Origin of the sequence: Neptunomonas concharum (assembly GCF_008630635.1) — a bacterium.
Taxonomy (GTDB): domain Bacteria; phylum Pseudomonadota; class Gammaproteobacteria; order Pseudomonadales; family Balneatricaceae; genus Neptunomonas; species Neptunomonas concharum.
The window spans coordinates 705,778-725,067 of record NZ_CP043869.1 but is presented as its reverse complement, the minus strand read 5'-3'; the positions used below and the strand labels follow the sequence as shown (position 1 = coordinate 725,067).

Sequence of the window (19,290 nt, the reverse complement as noted above, 5' to 3'; positions counted from 1 at the left end):
AGAGATCTATATGGCACTGATTGTTATCGATCATGGCAACCGAATTAAAACACCGGTTCGTTCCTTATTCCCAGCGAGAGGGGTAGACAGTACGACCCAAGCGAAGGCTGCTCACGATAGTGCGGGAGTTGAGAAACAAGTGCATGCTGACGGGGAGCCTTTTAGTCACTTCTTAGGCACTGACGCCAATAATCCCCATAACGAAGCGCAACCCGATACTTATAGTCCAACAAAACCCGATCAAAGGCTTGCTCACCATAAGCGGCTAAAAGCTGCACAAATCATGACCCACCCTGTTCATACCATCAGCCGAGAAGCGACTTTTAAAACCGTATGGAGCCGCATGCAAGAGCTACATATCAGCCATTTAATGGTGACTGATGCTCAAGAGCATCCGGTTGGCATCATTTCTCGTACAGATATCATTGAACACGGTAAAGATTCACCGGTGAGCATCGCTAATTTCTTCACGAAACAACTTATTGCTGCACTACCTGATACTGATGTCGCTGTCATCTCAGCAACGTTTATTGAGTACGAAATCAATGCGATTCCTGTTTTCAATGAAAATGAGCAACTCTTAGGCATCGTGTGTCGTTCCGACCTACTCCGGCTATTGATCAGTGGCGCTCATATTGAGGGATGGGCGTGAGACGATATTCACATCACCTCTTGTTTCACTATATAAAATGACGACATCCCCTCTTTTAAGTTGGGCTTTCACTTGTGTGACTTTATGAGCCAAAGAGGTTTCTATCTCGCCGTAATCGGTGCCATCCCGAGTAACAAATTCTTCAATTAACCCATTAAGCGCTTCATCTGATAGCGCATCCATTGGAATGATCATAAAACAGCAATCCCGTTGCTCTCTAGCAAGCCAATCAAACCCTGTTCATCTAGTACCGGTATGCCTAACGATTCAGCTTTGGCTAGCTTGCTACCCGCACCCGGGCCCGCGACCACACAGTCCGTTTTCTTTGAAACACTACCAGTGACTTTAGCGCCTAACGCCTGCAATTTTTCTTTAGCCTCATCTCGTCCCATCGTTTCTAGCGTTCCGGTTAGCACATAAACTTTATCCTTAAGAGGCAAATCATCCGCAATTACCGGCGCCTCTTCAGGCCAAACAACTCCCGCTTTGCGAAGTGAAGCAATCACTTCGACATTATGGGGTTGGCGAAAAAACGTATAGATATGATGAGCAACGATTTTACCGACATCAGGTACCGCTTGAAGCTGTTCCTCATCCGCCTGCATGAGAGAATCCATAAAGCCAAACGACAGTGCTAAATTTCGAGCGGTTGCTTCACCAACCTCCCTGATGCCCAACGCATATATAAAACGGGAAAACAGAGTTTGCTTACTTTGCTCAATGGCAGATAGCAAGTTGCTCGCAGATTTATCACCCATACGCTCTAAATTGGCAATATCTTCATGCTTAAGATGATAGATATCGGTAATCGAGTTGAGTAATTCTTTATCAACCAAGGTGTCAATCAGCTTTTCACCTAAGCCCTCTATATCCATCGCTTTGCGGGATGCATAGTGCCTAAGCGCCTCTTTTCGTTGTGCAGCACAACTCAAACCTCCGCTGCAGCGTGCAACAGCTTCGCCTTCGATTCGCTCAATATCTGCACTGCAAATAGGGCAGTGCTCCGGCATTTCCACAGAAGATGTACTGTCTGGGCGCTTATCCAGCACAACACTGACGATCTGAGGGATAACATCACCAGCTCTACGGATGATCACATAATCTCCGACTTGAACCCCAAGCCGCTCAATTTCGTCCATGTTATGCAAAGTCGCATTGCTGACGGTCACGCCACCTACAAAGACGGGCGTTAATCTGGCGACCGGCGTCACCGCCCCCGTGCGCCCTACTTGAAATTCGATTTTCTCAATTTGGGTTATCTCTTCCTGAGCTGGAAACTTATGCGCAATCGCCCACCGCGGAAAGCGGGATACAAAGCCTAACCTTTGTTGTAGTGAGTACTTATTAACCTTAAAGACCAGACCATCTATCTCATAGGGGAGGGAATTGCGTTTTTCAGCCATATACTGATAATACTCAAGACACCCCTGCTCTCCGGTAGCGGCCTTCAGTTCACCATTGATTTTGAGCCCCCAGCGGCTCAACTGTTGCATCATATCTGTATGCGTAGGAAGCAATTCCCCACCACTAATGACACCAATCCCATAGCAACACATCTCTAAAGGTCGTGTCGCCGTAATTCGAGCATCCAACTGCCGCAAGCTTCCCGCCGCTGCATTACGAGGGTTCACAAAGCGCTTTTCACCACTCAACTCTGCGCGCTTATTGAGCGCTGCAAAGCCAGCTTTAGGCATATAGATTTCGCCCCGAACCTCTAATCGTTCGGGTATAGCATCACCAAACAAGCGCAAAGGAATAGAAGGGATAGTACGCACATTATGCGTAATATCCTCTCCAGTTGTACCATCCCCACGGGTTGCCCCTCTCACCAGAAGCCCCTTTTCGTAGAGCAAGCTAACGGCAATCCCGTCTAGTTTTGGCTCGCAGGCATACTCTACGTTATCTTGTACACCCAGACGTTCTCTGACACGGCGATCAAAATCGATTAACTCTTCCTCGTTAAACACATTATCCAACGACAACATAGGTATTTCGTGAGCCACTTCACCAAAACCACTGATGGGCGAGCCTCCCACTCGTTGGGTTGGCGAATCAGAAGTAATTAATTCCGGATGCGCTTCTTCCAGCGTTTTTAAACGCTGAAATAGACGATCATACTCCGCATCAGGGATGCTTGGCTCATCCAACACATAATATCGATGGTTATGAAGATTTAAATCAGCACGTAGCTGCTGAGCTTCCTGAATAACGGAGGAGTCGGCGGACATAGGATTAAGGCTTTCAAAATATTAGATAAGGAAAGTCAAGCAGCCGTCAGTGATGACGGCGACTGCGGTTATGCATTTCATATTCTGTAATGCGCTCACGATAGTGCGCCTTAGTTTGCGGACGCATCACTGAGCGGTTTTCGTCAAGCAGATCCCCGCCTAAGTGTTTAGCAACGGTTTCAGCAGTAGCTAACATACACTCAAAAGCGTTTTTAGGGTCTTTTGGCTCACTCATAGACATAAAGAAGCTGACCCCCGGTGTCGACAGTTCGTTCATGCGCTCCAGATCAAATGTGCCTGGATTAACCGCATTAGCCATACTGAACTGGACAGCACCTTTATCGATTCCTTCTTCAAATCGATGGAATAAATTCATGTCGCCGTGACGCAAACCACACGCTAGTACGACTTGCAATAGCGCCTGTCCATCCAAAGGCTGCTGCTTACCGACAACGGTAATGACCAAAACCTCTTCGGGTTCAGGAACACTTTCCCTTGCCTTCCGGTCTGTTCGAGCTTGCTCTAGAGAGACCTCATCAAACAGGGAGTTTTGTTCTGGCTGTTCAGGTATATCTTCTTTCTGTTTAACGGGAATCTCTGTTATATGAGTATCTGGTAACGCTTGAGGCTCATTTTCAAATCTATCTACCAGCGTTTCTTGCGGCTCCTCAACAGGTTCAGATATTACTTCAACAGGCTCAGGCTCAAATTTTGCTTCTGGCTCTGGACTTGCTTGTGGCTCAGAGAACATTTCTTGCTGTGCCTGCTTGCGGCTATCCTCACGAAGCGCCGCTTGTGCTGATACCTGCCTCATTAAGGCCGTGATCGGCTGCTCAAGATCTAGTGAGCTGGCGTGAGCCACCTGCGAATCTGAAAAATCATGCTCTCTGCTTGGCTCTGGCTCTGGCTCTGGCTCTGGAGAAGAGAGTACAACGTCTGCTTGCTGAGGAGGGTGCACCGCTAGCGCTTCCTCCGCCTCAATGGAGCCAGTGGGTACAGCTACACGAACAGGCGACAACGAATCGGGGATTTCATCAAACAGTGGGTCAAGCTCTTCAGCTGGGTTTGCTGAAACGTCCCCACCACCATAATGCGCTGACGTAACGTCAACCTCACTGTAGTGTGTATCGATAATTTCGGCGTGGCGATCCGAAAGGGCTATCTCATCCATATGCTCGAAGCTAGGATCGATACGCGCTGCGCTACTCGCTTGAGCCTGTTCATTTACACTGTTATTAGCGTAGGCCGCTTCGCGCTGCAGCTCTTCTAAAGTTTTAACACGTGCGCCGCCGTTAGGAAGCTCCGGATTATGGTCATCGTCACCAATATCAGAGAACTTTTGATCGATATCCATTTTCAGGGTACTACGATGCCCCTTCATTCGACGCCAGCCATCAAATATGATCAGGCCAATAACGAGAATACCTCCAATTATTAACCACTCTCTTAAGCCAATATCCATGGTTTAACCACGTCCCCAGGAAAGATTTAACTTATTAATACTATTTACTATAAACTGAACCGACCTACTGGACAATCCGATCTATAACCAGCGATATTTCTCCTGTTACCTCTTCGACGGCAACTGGAACGTTAGCAGACTCCAGATCCCCTGTACTGGCTTGCGGCTGGCCTGATATAGATACGCGTGCGCCAATTTCTACATTGGGGTGCAGAGATAGTTTTGCCTGAGGCATCATGGCCATCGAGTCATCCAAAGTTACCTCTGCCGGAAGATCAGCTACCGAGAGCTTCACCGCCGCAACCGGCATGCGACTGCCAATAGGCCGTGCATAAACAAATACTGCCTGATCAGGAGAAACTTTATCTAACAACGCTTCAGAAAGGCTTATTTTAAGCGCTAAGGTAACATCACTTTCAGCCAATTCTGGTACTTCAGGCACAGGTTTTCCTGCTTGAGCCAGCTCTTGCATGGCTCTTCGGATTCCTGTTTTTAATGACTCTGCTGCCTGAGGCTCTGCGTTCATTAGCGCTTTTTGCCAAAAAGCAATCGCATCTTCATGCATCCCTTGCTCAAATGCATCAATTCCTAAAAGGCCTAATGCTGTTACTTCCAGAGGCTCGATATCTAATGTGCGCTGGATCTGCTGACGAACCTCCTCATCCATTTTGCCACTTTTTGAGAAATAAAGCGCTTGAGCGTATTGCCCCATCACACCTACATACTGCGGTGCATCAGTAGGTAGCAGTGCTAACACTTTCTCAAAACTATTAGCACCTTTAACAAACTCTCCGAGGTTCATATAAGTGGTCGCCAAAATGTACCAGCCTTCTGCATTCTCAGGATGCTTCTCTAATTCCGCTTCCAGCATACCGATCGCTTCATCTACTGTGGGTTGCTGCCCATCAGCAAAGAGTGTTTTGGGACTTTCCAGTGAAGCCCGCAAAGCTGGTGCATTCCCGTAGTTAAAGTAGAGACCAAAGGCCAGCACCGGCAATATTAAGGCAATCAACACAACAGTAAGCAGTTGTTTGGAACCAACAGCAACCGACTGGAGCTGCTGCTCAGCCTCAGTTGCATCTTCTAGCAAATTGCGTTCAAGCTCTAATTTAAGCTCTTCAAACTCCGTATCTAGCAGATTACCTGCGCCTCGTTCTGCTTCCAGCTCACTTAAACGCTCTTTAAAGATGGCAATGTTTTCTTCATTTCTATCAACATCTGTAACAGCCAGAGCATCACGCTTAGCACGAATAAAAGGTAGGAATACGAAGGCCAGCGCCAAGCATGTCAGTAGCGCAATACCGATCCATAGTTGTATCATTTCTTAGGCCCTTTCTCTAATAACGAAGCTAAACGCGACTGCTGATCTTGATCTAAACGACCAATACTACTGGTTTCATTTTCGGCCGCTTTACGCTTTCTCGTTATGAGAAGCACAACAACAAACCCTACAGCGAGTAATACAAAGGGGCCATACCAGAGGACCCAAGTGTTTTCTGCCATACGAGGGCGATAAAGAACAAACTCTCCATAACGAGCCACCATAAAATCTACAATAGTGTCGTCATCTTCTCCGTTATCGACCATTCGATAAACCTCTCTGCGAAGATCTTCCGCAATAGGCGAATTAGAGTCAGCTAGGTTTTGGTTTTGGCACTTGGGACATCTCAACTCATCCACCAGCTGCTGAAAACGTTTACGCGACTCGTCATCCTTAAACTCATAAGTATCAATCGCAGCATGGGCCGTCAGGGAAAAAAACACTATCAGCAGGCTATACAACAATCTCATCGTTTACCCCTTTGGCGCCTCAGACACTTGTTTTAAAACGTCGCGCAGTTGCAGCCAAACTTTCTCATCAACCGCTCCTACATGCTTATAGCGAATAACACCGTTTGCATCGAGAACATAGGTTTCTGGGGCACCGTAGACACCTAAATCCAAACCTAAAGTTCCTTTCTCATCAAACACATTTACCACATAAGGATCCATATAGCGCCGTAACCATTCTCGGGCAGCACTGCGCTCATCTTTATAGTTAATACCATAAATAGTAACGCCCTCTTCTCGCGCAATACGATTTAACTGAGCATGTTCCTGCTTACATGTAGGACACCAAGTTGCCCAAACATTCAGTAATGCAGGCTTCCCTTTTAAGTCCTTCTCGGTTAACAGCTTATTTTCATCCTGCAATGAAGGCAGGCTAAAAGCAGGTACAGGCTTATTCAATAGAGCCGAAGGCAGCTCCGTGGGATCAAGCTGAAGGCCTTTCCAAAAAAGCCCTCCCATTGCGATAAAGACAACTAGCGGTATAAACAGTAAAAAACGGCGCATATCTCGACCCTAAGCTACAGCTGATTGACGAATGAGTTGTTTTCGATAACGGGGATCACTGGCAGCCAGCAAGCCACCTGCCGTCATCAATAAAGCACCCAACCAAATCCAACGGACATAGGGCTTGTATTGAACTCTGACAGCCCAGGCATCCCCTTCAAGAGGTTCCCCTAGTGCCACATACAAATCACCAAAGAATCCAGGATCGATATCCGCCTCAGTCATCACATTGCCACGCGCCGTATATAAACGTTTTTCTGGGCGCATTACTGAGTAGGGCTCGCCATTTTTGAGTACTTGTAAAATTCCCATATCAGAAGTGTAGTTAGGTCCTTCTACATGCTGGGAACCTTCAAATATGAAAGTATAGTTTTCAAAGGAAAGTGTATCGCCAGGTGCCATACGTAGATCCCTCTCTTCACTGTAGAAAGAAACCATTGCCACACCTACCACAGAAACAGCGACGCCAACATGTGCTAACACCATGGCATAGTAACTACGCGATAACCCCTTCAAACCTTTCGCCTTACTGCTGCGATTCCATACTTTGTTATAGAGATCTTTCAAACCGGCAATCACAACCCAAAGAGCAAGGACACCGCCTAGCGCTACATTTAAGTTAAAGGCACCAGCATATATCATCGGTAAAGCACAGCCACCTGCGACTGCGATTATTGCCGGAATACCTAGCTGTTTTAGTAAGTAGTTCGGCTCTGTTTTTTTCCAGCGAGCGATGGCACCCACTCCCATAAACAAAACCAAAACAGCCGTCAGCGGCACGAATAAAGCATTGAAGTATGGCGGTCCAACCGAGATTTTACCAAGTGACAACGCATCCATCACTAGAGGATAGAGCGTACCAAGCAGCACCATCATACAGATCACAACTAAGACAATGTTGTTAATTAGTAAAAAGCTCTCTCGAGACACCAAGTCAAAGCTCGACTCGCTTTTTACATGCGCAGCTTTAATTGCATAAAGCAAAAATGATCCACCAATAGTAATAGCGAGTAACGCTAAAACAAAGTAACCACGCTCGGGGTCGGTTGCGAATGCATGTACCGAGGTGAGTACACCAGAGCGTACCAAAAACGTTCCTAATAAGCTTAACGAGAAAGCAAAAATAGCTAATAGAACCGTCCAGCTTTTAAAGACGCCGCGTTTTTCAGTGACTGCTAAACTATGAACTAATGCCGTCCCCACCAACCAAGGCATAAAAGATGCATTTTCTACTGGATCCCAGAACCACCAGCCTCCCCAGCCTAACTCGTAGTAAGCCCACCAACTACCTAGCGCAATACCTAAGGTCAAAAATGCCCAAGCAACGTTAGTCCACGGACGCGACCAGCGAGCCCAAGCAGCATCTAGTCGCCCACTCATCAGTGCAGCAATAGCGAAGGCAAAAGCCACAGAAAAGCCTACATACCCCATATACAGCATAGGCGGATGAATAATCAGACCTATATCTTGTAGCAACGGGTTCAAATCCCCACCTTCAACAGGTGAATTTGGCAATAAGCGTTGGAATGGGCTGGAAGTAAGTAGCGTAAACATGGTAAAGCCTACACTGATCATCCCCATCACAGCTAAAACTCTAGCTACGATATCTAAAGGTAAGCCTTTACTTTTCACAGCAACAGCATAGGTCCAACCAGCCAAGATGAGCACCCAAAGAAGCAGAGAACCTTCATGCCCCCCCCAAATAGCACTAAACTTATAGTAAACAGGTAAGGCCGTATTAGAGTTGCTTGCAACATAAGCAACCGAAAAATCATCCGTCAAGAAAGCATAACCTAGACATAACATGCTGATGCATAGGAATAAGAATAGGCCTTTGGAAAGAGGGCGAGCATAGCCCATCCATAACGTATTATTCGAATAGGCTCCGACTAGTGGCACTATCGACAGTACAACAGACAAGCATAAGGCAAGAATAAGGGAAAATTGACCAAGTTCCGGTATCATTTATTGAACACCTCTTTTGCAGGCATTGGCATTTTCCCAGCAGCTTCCAAAGCTTCTGCAACTTCAGGGGGCATGTAGTTTTCATCATGCTTGGCCAAAACCTCTACCGCCTGAAACACACCATTACTATCCAACTCACCTTGCGCAACGATCCCCTGACCTTCACGGAAAAGATCAGGAAGTATTCCCGTGTATTCGACTGTGACCGTTTTTGCATAATCCGTCATATCAAAGGCAACGTGCAGACTCTGCTGATCTCGGATAACACTGCCCTCTACCACCATCCCACCAGCGCGGATTCGTGTGTTTTTTGGTGCTTCTCCCTCAGCAATCTGAGTGGGCGAGTAGAAAAGATTAATATTCTGATTCAAAGCGTATAGAGCCAAGCCCACTGCTACCGAAACACCCGCTACTAAAAAGATTACTAACAATAGTCGCTGTTTTCGTTTTGGATTCATGGTGCGTTGTTCTCCCTACGAAGGCGTCGAGCCAAATTTTTGAGTAATTCTTTACGCTTAAAGACGGGCAATATTAAATTGGCGCTAATAATCGCTATGCCTAAGGCATAGGACAACCAAACATAAAGCCCATGACCACCCATGTTTAAAAACTCGGAAAAAGATTCAAACTGCAAAACAAACCTCACTTAGGCACAATCAGGTCTTTTACCCAACCTGCACGCCGCTCCCTACGAAGGATTTCGTTACGTAAACGGAGCATTAAAGAGACGGAGAAAAAACAATAAAAACCTATTACCATCACCAGCAAGGGCATCCACATTTCCGCTGGCATGGCGGGTTTCTCTGTTAATGTGAACGTAGCTGGCTGATGGAGTGTGTTCCACCATTCGACCGAGTACTTGATAATAGGAATGTTCACCAAGCCCACCAATGATAATACGGCTGCTGCCTTCGCTGCGGAAGCCTCACTCTCCATGGCGGCATATAGAGCCATAACGCCAAAATAGAGGAAGAGTAGTATCAACATTGAGGTAAGGCGCGCATCCCATACCCACCAAGAACCCCAAGTTGGTTTTCCCCAAATTGCTCCTGTCGCTAACGCAATTACCGCCATAGAAGCCCCTATCGGTGCTGTACAGTACGCCACCATATCAGCCACTTTCATTTTCCAAATCAGACCGATAGCCCCAGCGATAGCCATTAACATGTAACAAGATTGCGCAAGTATCGCGGAGGGGACGTGCAAATACATAATCCTAAAGCTATTCCCTTGTTGGTAATCCGGCGGTGCAAAACCCAGTGCCCACACAATACCAACACCCAATAGAAATACAGCTGCTATTAGAAAACCTGGTAACAATTTACCTGTAATTTCATAACACCAGCGCGGCGATGCCAGTTGGAAAAACCAACGAGGTAACCATTTACTTACAGCCATTAGCTACTACCCACTTACCGAAATTCTTACTGCAGCGCTGATTGCAAACGGCGCTAATACAAACCCTAATGCCAACATTGCACCCAGCAATGCCAGATAACCGACTACTGGCAAACCAATAGATGCGGCCTGAACCGCTCCGGAACCAAAAATCAACACCGGTATGTAGAGGGGCAATACCAATAAAGAGATCAGTACTCCTCCTTTTTTCAACCCTACAGTCAAACCCGCCCCTATTGCGCCTATCAAACTTAGCGTGGGAGTCCCTATAAGCAAACTCGCCATCAGCCCCACCATCGCGTCACTAGGCAAAAAGAGCATTAAACCTAATAGCGGCGACATCAAGGTTAGTGGTAAGCCTGTTGTCACCCAGTGGGCGGCTACTTTAGCCAAACAGACAACCATCAACGGTTGTGGGCTTAACATGACTTGCTCAAGCGTGCCATCATCAAAATCAGAGCGAAACAAACCATCAAGAGATAGTAGCGTTGCTAATAATGCAGCAACCCAAACCACTCCTGGCGCAACTTCTGCCAAGAAGTTTGGCTCAGGACTCACCCCTAAAGGAAAAAGCGTCGCTACCATAAGAAAAAAAATCAATGGATTGGCTAGATCACTCTTCCTCCGAAAAGAGAGGAGCAAGTCTCTTTTAAAAACCGCGGCAAACTGTTTTCCAAGCGAATTATCAGATGTGTTAGTACGCGAATCGGCCATCAAGTTCCCATCAATTCATCAAGATTTAACTTTGTAACAGGACCACATGCGCTCAGATCATGATGTGTTGTTAAAATCACACTGCCACCTTGGGACACATGACCGGCCAACAGCGCCTCTTTTGCAGCAACGCCTCGTTTATCGATTGCCGTAAAAGGCTCATCTAGTATCCATAATTGGGCTCGATTCATATAAAGGCGAGCCAAGCTTACCCTGCGATTTTGCCCAGCAGACAGTGAGTGGCAGGGTACATCCTCATAGCCTTTCAGTCCAACCGACTCAAGTGCAGAATTGATAGACCCTTCGTCTAATGAAGGATGGATTGCAGCATACCATCGAAGATTTTCTATTGGCGTCAACATGCCTTTCACACCAGGCTGATGCCCAAAATAGAGAAGAGCGGCAAGGAAGCTGTGTTTCGCATCTCGGATCGCCTCTCCCTGCCAATAGATATCACCTTCATAATGACTAGAAAGACCACTCAGAATTCTCAATAATGTTGTTTTACCGCTACCATTAGCACCTTCTATCTGAATTAATTGCCCTTCAGCCAACTCAAAGTTTAAGCCATCAAATAGAACACGCTCATCCCGCTCACAGTAGAGATCAACAACTTTCAATAGCGGTTCTGACACACATTTTCCTCAGGATAATATCGATGTCGGAAGAGAAGCTTCATTTTGTCTTGCTTCGGCCGATCTATAAGCAGAGCATTATATACAAATTCACCTGCTCATGGGCATTGCTCTTGATCAGAACTCATGTAAAAAATGTGACTATGATTCCAATAAACGCGCAATCCATTACTTTAGTCGATAGTAGCGGTGCCACACGTGCTGGCAAAGACGTTCCGTTGCCTTCAGGAACAACGATTCAAGCCACGGTAAAGCAGGTCGCGCAAGATCAACTCGACCCTAAAATATTTAGAGTTCGCTTAGAAGCTAATAGCACCTTATTGGAACTAAAAACTCCGCAGCCTTTAGCGACAGGAACCCAAGTTACTCTCTCAAGGAATATCGAGGGACGCATCAGTATTTTTTTGAACCAAGCCGGACAAGCACCCTCACAAAACAGCAGTAAGACAACTCAAGCACCTTCTTCAGGCGCTCCTGCCATTCCTGCGAGGACTTTTCAGGCTCCGGTTGTACCTCGTAACGACTCGCTAGCAGAGATTAATCGCTTGGAACAAATTATTCCCAGAGGGCAGCTGCAAACAGCACTGGTGATTACTCAAAACTCACCTCCAATTTCTATACAAACAACACCACCAGCTCAAGTAACACCAGCACCTGCTCAGGCAACACCCTCTTCACAAGCAACACCAGCGTCTGCTCAGGCAACACCCTCTGCGCAAGCAACTCCAGTGCCTGCTCAGACACCACCACCTGCACAAGCAGCACCTACGCCTGTTCAGACATCACCTTCTGCACAAGCAGCACCGGCGCCTTCTCAGACAACACCACCCGCACAAGCAACACCAGCACCTGCTCAAACATCACCATCTGCACAAGCAACACCAGCGCCTGCTCAGACAACACCCTCTTCACAAGCAACACCAACATCTGCTCAGACATCATCCTCTGCACAAGCAGCACCGGCGCCTTCTCAGACAACACCACCCGCACAAGCAACACCAGCGCCTGCTCAGACAACATCATCTGCACAAGCAACACCAGCACCTGCTCAGACAACACCATCTGCACAAGCAACACCTACTCAGACAACACCCTCTTCACAAGCAACACCAACACCTGTTCAGGCATCATCCTCTGCACAAGCAACACCAACACCTGCTCAGATATCATCCTCTGCACAAGCAGCACCGGCGCCTGCTCAGACAACACCCTCTGTACAAGCAAAACCGGCACCTGTTCAGACATCATCTGCGCATATAGTGTCAAGACAAGTTACAACACAATCACTTGAACAGCCCGTATTACCAAAACATTTTCCACAAACGCAGCCCTATAGCACAGGCGGAAAAACTGGAGATTTACAACTCAATATCAAGGGTGAAACCGTCAGTTTTAAGGCTCCAGCCAACCTCCCGCCTCTTAAAGAAGTACAAGTAGGAAGAACCGCCGAACAGATATTTATTCGTTGGTCCCTGCCTACCACAAACACCCCCGCTCCTTTAATTAAGGCGAACATTCCGGTTCTTACGAGTACCCAGCAAGACCTTGTTCAAACGACTCTTCGAGAAAACTTGCCCATACAGCAACCTATGGCCGATAACCTCCAACAACTCACGAATCTATTGCAACTCTCTGCACAAAATCCTAGTCCGCAGACCGACAAGCTGATTCAGTCTATTTTACAGCTTTTTGGTGTACGCCCTGGGGCTAAAGAGTCAGGGGAGCAAGTAAAACAGAATGTGCAATTCGGCGGGCTTTTTACAGAAAGCCGTTTAGCGAAGAAGCAGCCAGTCCATCAAGATTTAAAACAGTTTCTTGGCAAGCTGAAGCAAAATGCGGACTCACTTCCTCCATTGCAACGTGAATCAACTTTACATGTTGTAGATAAGATATTAGCCCGAGTCACTTCACAGCAACTTCAAGCGGCTCAACCTCGCCAAGAAAGGAGCGAAAATATAGATAGAATTTTCCAACTTGACCTCCCTATAAAACACGAACGTCAGTTAGAAAATGTAGAGTTATGCATTGGCCAATCACAACGCAAAAATTCAGCGGGACACTACGAAACCATCTGGAATGTACAATTACATTTTGATTTAAAAAAAGCAGGCGCTATTGATGTCGATATATCATTGAATCAGCAACACCAAACGCTAACAACCGCTTTTATTTGTGAAGAAGCCAGTACAGCATCACATGTTCGCCAACAACTCGACTCTTTCAAAACCCAATTAGAAAAATCAGGCTTTAGTAACCCTTTGCTAGCCTGTCGGACAGGAAAATCAAACGCCGATAAACAGACCCTATCAAAACAGCTAATAGATATAAAAACATGAAGAAAGCAGAAAACAGCTCAGAATCAGCCGTTGCCTTAAAGTATGACGCTAACAAATCTAGCGCCCCTACCCTTGTCGCTAAAGGCCATGGGGATATTGCCAAACAAATATTACAACTAGCGCAAGAGAATGACGTGCTGGTTCACCAAAGTCCTGAGCTATTAGAGGTCTTAATCAGACTTGAATTGGGTGATGAAATACCCGAAGAATTATATAGAGCGATCGCCGAAGTTATTGCCTTTGCTTACAATTTGAAGAATCCAAAAAGCCAGTAATCAATGCTTATGTTCTAATCCTTGGTGCGCGTGCAATTCCTTATGCAAAAGTGCCATCAATTCAGCTTCTGGTCTACCTATACCGCAGTTTTTGACTAAATCATCAACATCTGCACCCATTTCCATAAGACGCGCCGCTTGATTGTAGGCCAATTCACCGGGGTCACGATTTTCAAGCTCTAACTGTTTTTCAACCGTAATGCTCAATCTCTGTTCTATATCAACGAGTCGCTTACCCATGCCTATAGAGCCTCCGGTCATTGAACGTATTTCATTTCGGAGTACGTTGATCAAAGCCTTGTATTGACGTTCATGCTTACGTTGTCGAATAAACATATAGACACTTAGCGCTGAAAATACAGCGACCACTACAGATAAAAAATAAACTAACCACACACTAGATTCCGCCACTTCACACCCGTTAACCTTGAAGGGATAATACAGATTAACAGTTTTTGTTGCTATTGAAACGCCCGTTCTAGTTGTTCCAATAACTCAGGAATATCAACAATCGCACACCGTTCCGGCATGTAAGTACCAAGTAACCAAGGGCGACTCTTTTTATCTGTATTGATATTGATACGGGCACTCGGCACTTTAATAGATTTCACTAACTCATCACATGATATCGCCCAACGACGCCCCGCCAAGACAACGACTTCTTTATAGTGAGACTTAGTTGCATCATATCGATCAGGAATCAGAAAACCAGCCGTATCGACGATTTGCGTAAGGCTTAAAGGGCTACCAAAACTGCCTAGGATCCAATCGTGTAAGTTATCAAGCTGCAATGTGAGCATATTAATATGCTGCGTACCTTCGATATATTCCAAAGGTAATGCTAATTTTAGACCGTAAATCTCCACTAGCACACAGTTGATACTACTTGCTGGCTCTGGCTCTGGCTCTGGCTCTGGCTCTGGCTCTGGCTCTGGCTCTGGCTCTGGCTCTGGCTCTGGCTCTGGCTCTGGCTCTGGCTCTGGCTCTGGCTCTGGCTCTGGCTCTGGCTCTAAAGTATTTTCGTTATTGTCATACGCAACAACATCTACATCAGTTTTTTTTGCCTGAGCCGCAACTTCCTTATCTAAGGAGGCATCAATATCCTCAAGCTCCTCATCGAACAACAGAGCTTCTAAATACTCAAAAACAACTTTTTGCTGTCGCGCACCTTGCTTTTTATCTGACATCAGGATTACCTCCGCTGCTCTATGAGAGAACGGAGCAATCGGGCATAAGCATGAACGCCCCGGCTGCCAGCATCTAACGCAGAAGGCACTACCCCTTTCATACTGGCATTTCTGAATTTTGTATCTACGGGTATGACCGCACTAGCCAATTCATCAGGATAAAGCTTGTGTAATTCTCGTAGGCAGCTCACGGATGCTTGTGTTCGTCGATCATAAAAAGTTGGAATAATGGTGTATGAGAGCTTTTTCTTGCGGGCTCGATTAATCATACTGATCGTTCTTATCATACGTTCGAGGCCTTTCAGCGCCAAAAACTCAGTCTGTGCAGGTACGATCAGATGATGGCAAGCAGCAAGCGCATTAACCATTAGCACACCCAATACAGGGGGGCTATCGATCAAGACGTAATCATAACGGTCTTTTAGGTGGCGCAAAGCTCTGGCTACTTGGAGCCCCATACCCTCATGCTCCACTGCTCGTCGCTCTAACGTTGCCAATGCTGTAGATGCTGGCAGAAGTTGAATCCGTTCTACATTCGTAGAGCAAAGCAAAGAGTTCACTTGGTTTTCAGTAACATCACCTGCCGTCTGAAAGAGGTCGTAAACACTATGGTCAAGCTCATCAGGCTCATAACTGAAATAGCTAGTCAACGAACCATGAGGGTCCAGATCAATCAGTAAAACCTTGTACCCAACTTCAGCCAAAAGTCCGGCTAAAGTCACAACGGTTGTGGTTTTACCAACACCACCTTTTTGGTTTGCTATCGCCCATATTTGCATACTTTGCTCATCCGACAACGCTGACAGCCCTGATAGATACTGTTGTTTTTATTGTAGTTTAGCCGATATAACAAGATGGCCACTAAATTTTCCCGTTATTTTTCAATAAGGGGCCAATATCATTCAGGTGTAAAATATCATCAGCTAATCCGGCTTTCACTACTGCTTGCGGCATACCATATATTGTGCAACTCTCTTCGTTTTGAGCCCACATAACCGCACCACTTTTCTTTAATAACTTAGCACCGTCCGCGCCGTCCGCGCCCATACCGGTTAAAATAATACCCAGCACTTTGTTACCAAAAGCTTTTGCAACGGAGGCATAGGTAATATCCACACTGGGCCTGTAGGTAACTCGCTCGTCACCCGGCAATATTTTTACTCGATCAGGTGAGCGGCTCTCAATGATTAATTGATGTCCACCCGGTGCTAACAAGGCTCGACCTGGTAATAATTTATCGCCATCTTCGGCTTCTTTCACTGAGATTTTGCATTGCTGGTCCAGCCTCGCCGCAAAAACCGACGTAAAGGCCTTCGGCATATGCTGTATGAGCAAAATTGGATAAGGAAAAGAAGCCGGAAGCTCCATTAATATTTTCTGAAGTGCCGCAGGCCCTCCTGTCGAAGAACCTATTACAACCAAACGACAATGTGCAGGAAAGTGGGCTTGTCTTGCATTCCTCAGGGAAGACGACAAGCCTGGATCTGTCCGTTGTGACCGGCTTGTTAAGGAGTTCTGATTAGATCTAGAAGGGCTAGAGGGCTCAGCACCGCCTTTATCCGAACTAAACGTATGAACAGTAGATGACTGACCTGACTTCAGAGGTCGAGGCGCAAAAGCCGTGCTTCGGATAAACCGTTTATTACGGCCCAAAGCAACTACGCGCTCCACAAAAATGTTATGCAAGCTATCTGATTTATCAATCCAAGCTCGAATATCTTTTGTTAAATAGTCAGCCGCACCAGCTTCTAAAGCCTGTAATGTAACTTGCGCACCTTCATGGGTTAGGGATGACAACATGAGCACATTGGTTGGTGAATCCCGCATGATAAGCTTTACGGCCTCAATACCATTGAGCTGCGGCATCTCCACATCCATGGTTATGATATCAGGCTTTAACTTTCTAGCCTGTTCAACAGCTTCGCGGCCATTGGAGGCAACACCGATTACTTCTAAACGACTGTCCGAGGATAAAATATCGGTGATTCTTTGGCGAAAAAAGCCGGAGTCATCAACAATTAATACTTTTACCGGCATAAATTCACTCTTCCAACTTAACCATTAAGAAGCATATTGCTTCAATAGATTTGGGATATCGATGATTAACGCTATACGCCCATCTCCTGTGATGGTTGCGCCCGATAAACCAGGCGTGCCATGCAAAATAGACCCCAACGGTTTGATAACAACCTCCTCTTGACCAACGAGTTGATCAACCACAAAGCCAACACGGAGCGTACCAACAGTCACAATCACTACGTGCCCCTGTTCAGGCAGTTCAGCCTGCTCCTGTCCTTCAACCAACCACCGTTTCATATGGAAAAGAGGCAACGCTTGATCACGCACAATAATGACCTGCTGACCATCAACAATATTGGTTTTTGTCAGGTCCAGATTAAATATTTCATTAACATTAACCAGCGGTAATGCAAACGCTTGGTTCTCCAAAATGACCATCAAGGTTGGCATGATAGCGAGCGTCAAAGGTACCTGTATAGCAATCCTAGTCCCCTGCCCCATGACCGAATCTATACTTAACGTACCATTGAGTTGGGTAATTTTAGTCTTAACGACATCCATACCCACACCACGACCTGATACATCAGAGACTTCGGTTTTTGTCGAGAAACCAGCTTGGAAGATCAAGTTAAAGCACTCTTGCTCAGACAGCCTATTCGCTGCCTCTTGATCCAACATACCTCGATTGACAGCTAACTTGCGCAGCTTCTCTGGATCCATACCTGCGCCATCATCTTGAATTATCAAGAGAATATGATCACCTTCCTGCTCTGCAGAGAGCAGCACATGTCCTTCTCTCGGTTTCCCTAAACCTTCACGTACTTCGGGTGATTCGATACCATGATCTACCGAATTACGCACTAAGTGGATAAGCGGGTCGGCTAGCGCCTCAACCAAATTTTTATCTAGGTCAGTTTCTTCTCCACGCAACTCTAAACGTATCTCTTTTTTCAAGCTTCGAGACAGATCACGAATAAGCCTTGGAAAACGACCAAATACCTTTTTGACCGGTTGCATACGCGTTTTCATAACCGACATTTGCAAATCAGCCGTTACCATATCAAGCGTACCCAGAGCTTTAGCCATCTCTTCATCTTCACGGGTAGCGCCCAAACGCACTAAGCGATTACGAACCAACACCAGCTCTCCGACCATATTCATGATCTTATCAAGTAACCGAGTATCAACACGCACATTACTCTCTGGGGCAGCCGCTTTGGCGGGAGCTGCCTTGGTAGCAGAGACAGAGGCTTTAGCAACTGGTTTAGGCTCCTCTTCCGCAGGCATTACTGGTTCAGGAATAGCCTGAGCAACAGAAGCATCAACTGCAGAGAAAGCACCTTGCCCTTGCGACTGTAGCTCATCTAGAAGATTCTCAAACTCCTCTTCCGTTATAAGTTCATCACTAGAACTCGAGGCTGCAGCAGGCTCTTTTACATCTGTTTTGCTAATACCAGGGGCGCCATGCTCCCCATGCAGATCATTTAGCAGAGCTTCAAACTCATCTTCTGTGATTAAGTCATCACCAGAAGAAGCACTATCGGGAGAGGCGACATCATTCAGCAAAAGGTCAAATTCATCACTAGCCGATACACCCGGTGAAGGCGCCACCGGAGCAGCCACACTGGGTTCTACAATAGCAGGCTTTGTTACAGGAGCACTCATTTCCGATACAGAAGGCGGAGCCTCGGGGACTTGTCCGCTCGCGTATACTTCTAGCTTCTGCAGTAACTCGGGATCTGCGGGTTCAGGTTCTTCTCCAGCCCTAACATTGCCAAACATAATGTTTACAGCATCCAGAGACTGAAGAACAACATCCATGAGTTCAGAATTAACCTTAATCTCCCCATTACGGAGTAAATCAAAAAGATTTTCCGCTTTATGGCAGCACTCAACCATTGCCTCTAGCTGCAAGAAACCGGCACCACCTTTAACGGTGTGAAAACCTCGGAAGATTGCATTAAGAAGATCTTTATCATCTGGACTTTTCTCAAGGTCAACCAACTGCTCAGACAGCAGTTCGAGAATTTCTCCAGCCTCGACTAAAAAGTCTTCGAGGATTTCGTTGTCAACATCCAAACTCAT

General features: G+C 46.3%; 20 protein-coding genes. 3 read left to right on the top strand and 17 right to left on the bottom strand.

What is annotated here, in order from left to right; genetic code table 11:
* Positions 1 to 10 precede the first annotated feature (10 nt).
* Positions 11 to 652 carry a CBS domain-containing protein gene (locus tag F0U83_RS03450; RefSeq protein ID WP_138986538.1) on the top strand — a complete coding sequence of 214 codons (642 nt, stop codon included), beginning with the start codon at positions 11 to 13 and terminating at the stop codon, positions 650 to 652.
* Here the strand turns inward: F0U83_RS03450 and F0U83_RS03445 are convergent.
* From F0U83_RS03445 to ccmA, 12 genes are all read right to left on the bottom strand, one after another.
* Positions 614 to 847, bottom strand: a complete 234-nt coding sequence (locus tag F0U83_RS03445) for a YheU family protein (RefSeq protein ID WP_138986537.1) — start codon at positions 845 to 847, stop codon at positions 614 to 616. The two genes, F0U83_RS03450 and F0U83_RS03445, sit on opposite strands and share 39 nt — an antisense overlap.
* A complete protein-coding gene (gene ligA / locus F0U83_RS03440) occupies positions 844 to 2,880 on the bottom strand; it encodes an NAD-dependent DNA ligase LigA (protein ID WP_138986536.1) in 2,037 nt (678 codons plus the stop codon). The genes F0U83_RS03445 and ligA overlap by 4 nt, the downstream gene beginning before the upstream one ends.
* Positions 2,881 to 2,926: 46 nt before the next feature.
* Positions 2,927 to 4,342 (bottom strand): cell division protein ZipA, encoded by a 1,416-nt coding sequence (zipA, locus tag F0U83_RS03435; RefSeq protein WP_138986535.1) that lies wholly within the window; start codon positions 4,340 to 4,342, stop codon positions 2,927 to 2,929.
* Between the two features lie 64 nt (positions 4,343 to 4,406).
* Positions 4,407 to 5,663, bottom strand: a complete 1,257-nt coding sequence (gene ccmI / locus F0U83_RS03430; protein WP_138986534.1) for a c-type cytochrome biogenesis protein CcmI — start codon at positions 5,661 to 5,663, stop codon at positions 4,407 to 4,409.
* Entirely contained in the window at positions 5,660 to 6,133 is a 474-nt protein-coding gene (locus F0U83_RS03425; RefSeq protein WP_138986533.1) for a cytochrome c-type biogenesis protein, read from the bottom strand. Before F0U83_RS03425 ends, ccmI begins: the two co-directional genes overlap by 4 nt.
* A 3-nt stretch (positions 6,134 to 6,136) precedes the next feature.
* Positions 6,137 to 6,676, bottom strand: a complete 540-nt coding sequence (locus F0U83_RS03420) for a DsbE family thiol:disulfide interchange protein (protein WP_138986532.1) — start codon at positions 6,674 to 6,676, stop codon at positions 6,137 to 6,139.
* Between the two features lie 9 nt (positions 6,677 to 6,685).
* Positions 6,686 to 8,641, bottom strand: coding sequence for a heme lyase CcmF/NrfE family subunit (locus F0U83_RS03415; protein ID WP_138986531.1), 1,956 nt, complete (start codon positions 8,639 to 8,641; stop codon positions 6,686 to 6,688).
* The gene (gene ccmE, locus F0U83_RS03410; RefSeq protein ID WP_138986530.1) at positions 8,638 to 9,099 is read right to left on the bottom strand and encodes a cytochrome c maturation protein CcmE; all 462 of its coding nucleotides are present in this window, start codon (positions 9,097 to 9,099) and stop codon (positions 8,638 to 8,640) included. The genes F0U83_RS03415 and ccmE overlap by 4 nt, the downstream gene beginning before the upstream one ends.
* Positions 9,096 to 9,242, bottom strand: a complete 147-nt coding sequence (gene ccmD, locus F0U83_RS03405) for a heme exporter protein CcmD (protein WP_420813350.1) — start codon at positions 9,240 to 9,242, stop codon at positions 9,096 to 9,098. Before ccmD ends, ccmE begins: the two co-directional genes overlap by 4 nt.
* A 41-nt stretch (positions 9,243 to 9,283) precedes the next feature.
* Positions 9,284 to 10,039 (bottom strand): heme ABC transporter permease, encoded by a 756-nt coding sequence (locus tag F0U83_RS03400; RefSeq protein ID WP_138986528.1) that lies wholly within the window; start codon positions 10,037 to 10,039, stop codon positions 9,284 to 9,286.
* 6 nt (positions 10,040 to 10,045) lie between these two features.
* Positions 10,046 to 10,753, bottom strand: a complete 708-nt coding sequence (ccmB, locus tag F0U83_RS03395) for a heme exporter protein CcmB (RefSeq protein ID WP_138986527.1) — start codon at positions 10,751 to 10,753, stop codon at positions 10,046 to 10,048.
* Positions 10,753 to 11,388 (bottom strand): cytochrome c biogenesis heme-transporting ATPase CcmA, encoded by a 636-nt coding sequence (gene ccmA, locus F0U83_RS03390; protein ID WP_138986526.1) that lies wholly within the window; start codon positions 11,386 to 11,388, stop codon positions 10,753 to 10,755. Before ccmA ends, ccmB begins: the two co-directional genes overlap by 1 nt.
* 23 nt (positions 11,389 to 11,411) lie before the next feature.
* On the opposite strand from ccmA, the gene F0U83_RS03385 reads away from it, so the two are divergent.
* Positions 11,412 to 13,724 (top strand): flagellar hook-length control protein FliK, encoded by a 2,313-nt coding sequence (locus F0U83_RS03385; protein ID WP_138986525.1) that lies wholly within the window; start codon positions 11,412 to 11,414, stop codon positions 13,722 to 13,724.
* A complete protein-coding gene (locus F0U83_RS03380) occupies positions 13,721 to 13,999 on the top strand; it encodes an EscU/YscU/HrcU family type III secretion system export apparatus switch protein (RefSeq protein ID WP_138986524.1) in 279 nt (92 codons plus the stop codon). Before F0U83_RS03385 ends, F0U83_RS03380 begins: the two co-directional genes overlap by 4 nt.
* Here the strand turns inward: F0U83_RS03380 and F0U83_RS03375 are convergent, their stop codons facing one another.
* The 5 genes from F0U83_RS03375 to F0U83_RS03355 all read right to left on the bottom strand — a co-directional run bounded on the left by F0U83_RS03375 (position 14,000) and on the right by F0U83_RS03355 (position 19,290).
* On the bottom strand, positions 14,000 to 14,395 hold the full coding sequence (locus F0U83_RS03375; protein WP_246077627.1) for a DUF2802 domain-containing protein: 396 nt from the start codon (positions 14,393 to 14,395) through the stop codon (positions 14,000 to 14,002).
* A gap of 65 nt (positions 14,396 to 14,460) precedes the next feature.
* The gene (locus tag F0U83_RS17000; protein WP_211354939.1) at positions 14,461 to 15,186 is read right to left on the bottom strand and encodes a hypothetical protein; all 726 of its coding nucleotides are present in this window, start codon (positions 15,184 to 15,186) and stop codon (positions 14,461 to 14,463) included.
* Between the two features lie 5 nt (positions 15,187 to 15,191).
* Complete coding sequence (locus F0U83_RS03365) at positions 15,192 to 15,965, bottom strand: ParA family protein (RefSeq protein ID WP_138986523.1); 774 nt, start codon at positions 15,963 to 15,965, stop codon at positions 15,192 to 15,194.
* 82 nt (positions 15,966 to 16,047) lie between these two features.
* A complete protein-coding gene (locus F0U83_RS03360; protein WP_138986522.1) occupies positions 16,048 to 17,223 on the bottom strand; it encodes a protein-glutamate methylesterase/protein-glutamine glutaminase in 1,176 nt (391 codons plus the stop codon).
* 24 nt (positions 17,224 to 17,247) lie between these two features.
* Positions 17,248 to 19,290 carry a chemotaxis protein CheA gene (locus tag F0U83_RS03355; RefSeq protein WP_138986521.1) on the bottom strand — a complete coding sequence of 681 codons (2,043 nt, stop codon included), beginning with the start codon at positions 19,288 to 19,290 and terminating at the stop codon, positions 17,248 to 17,250.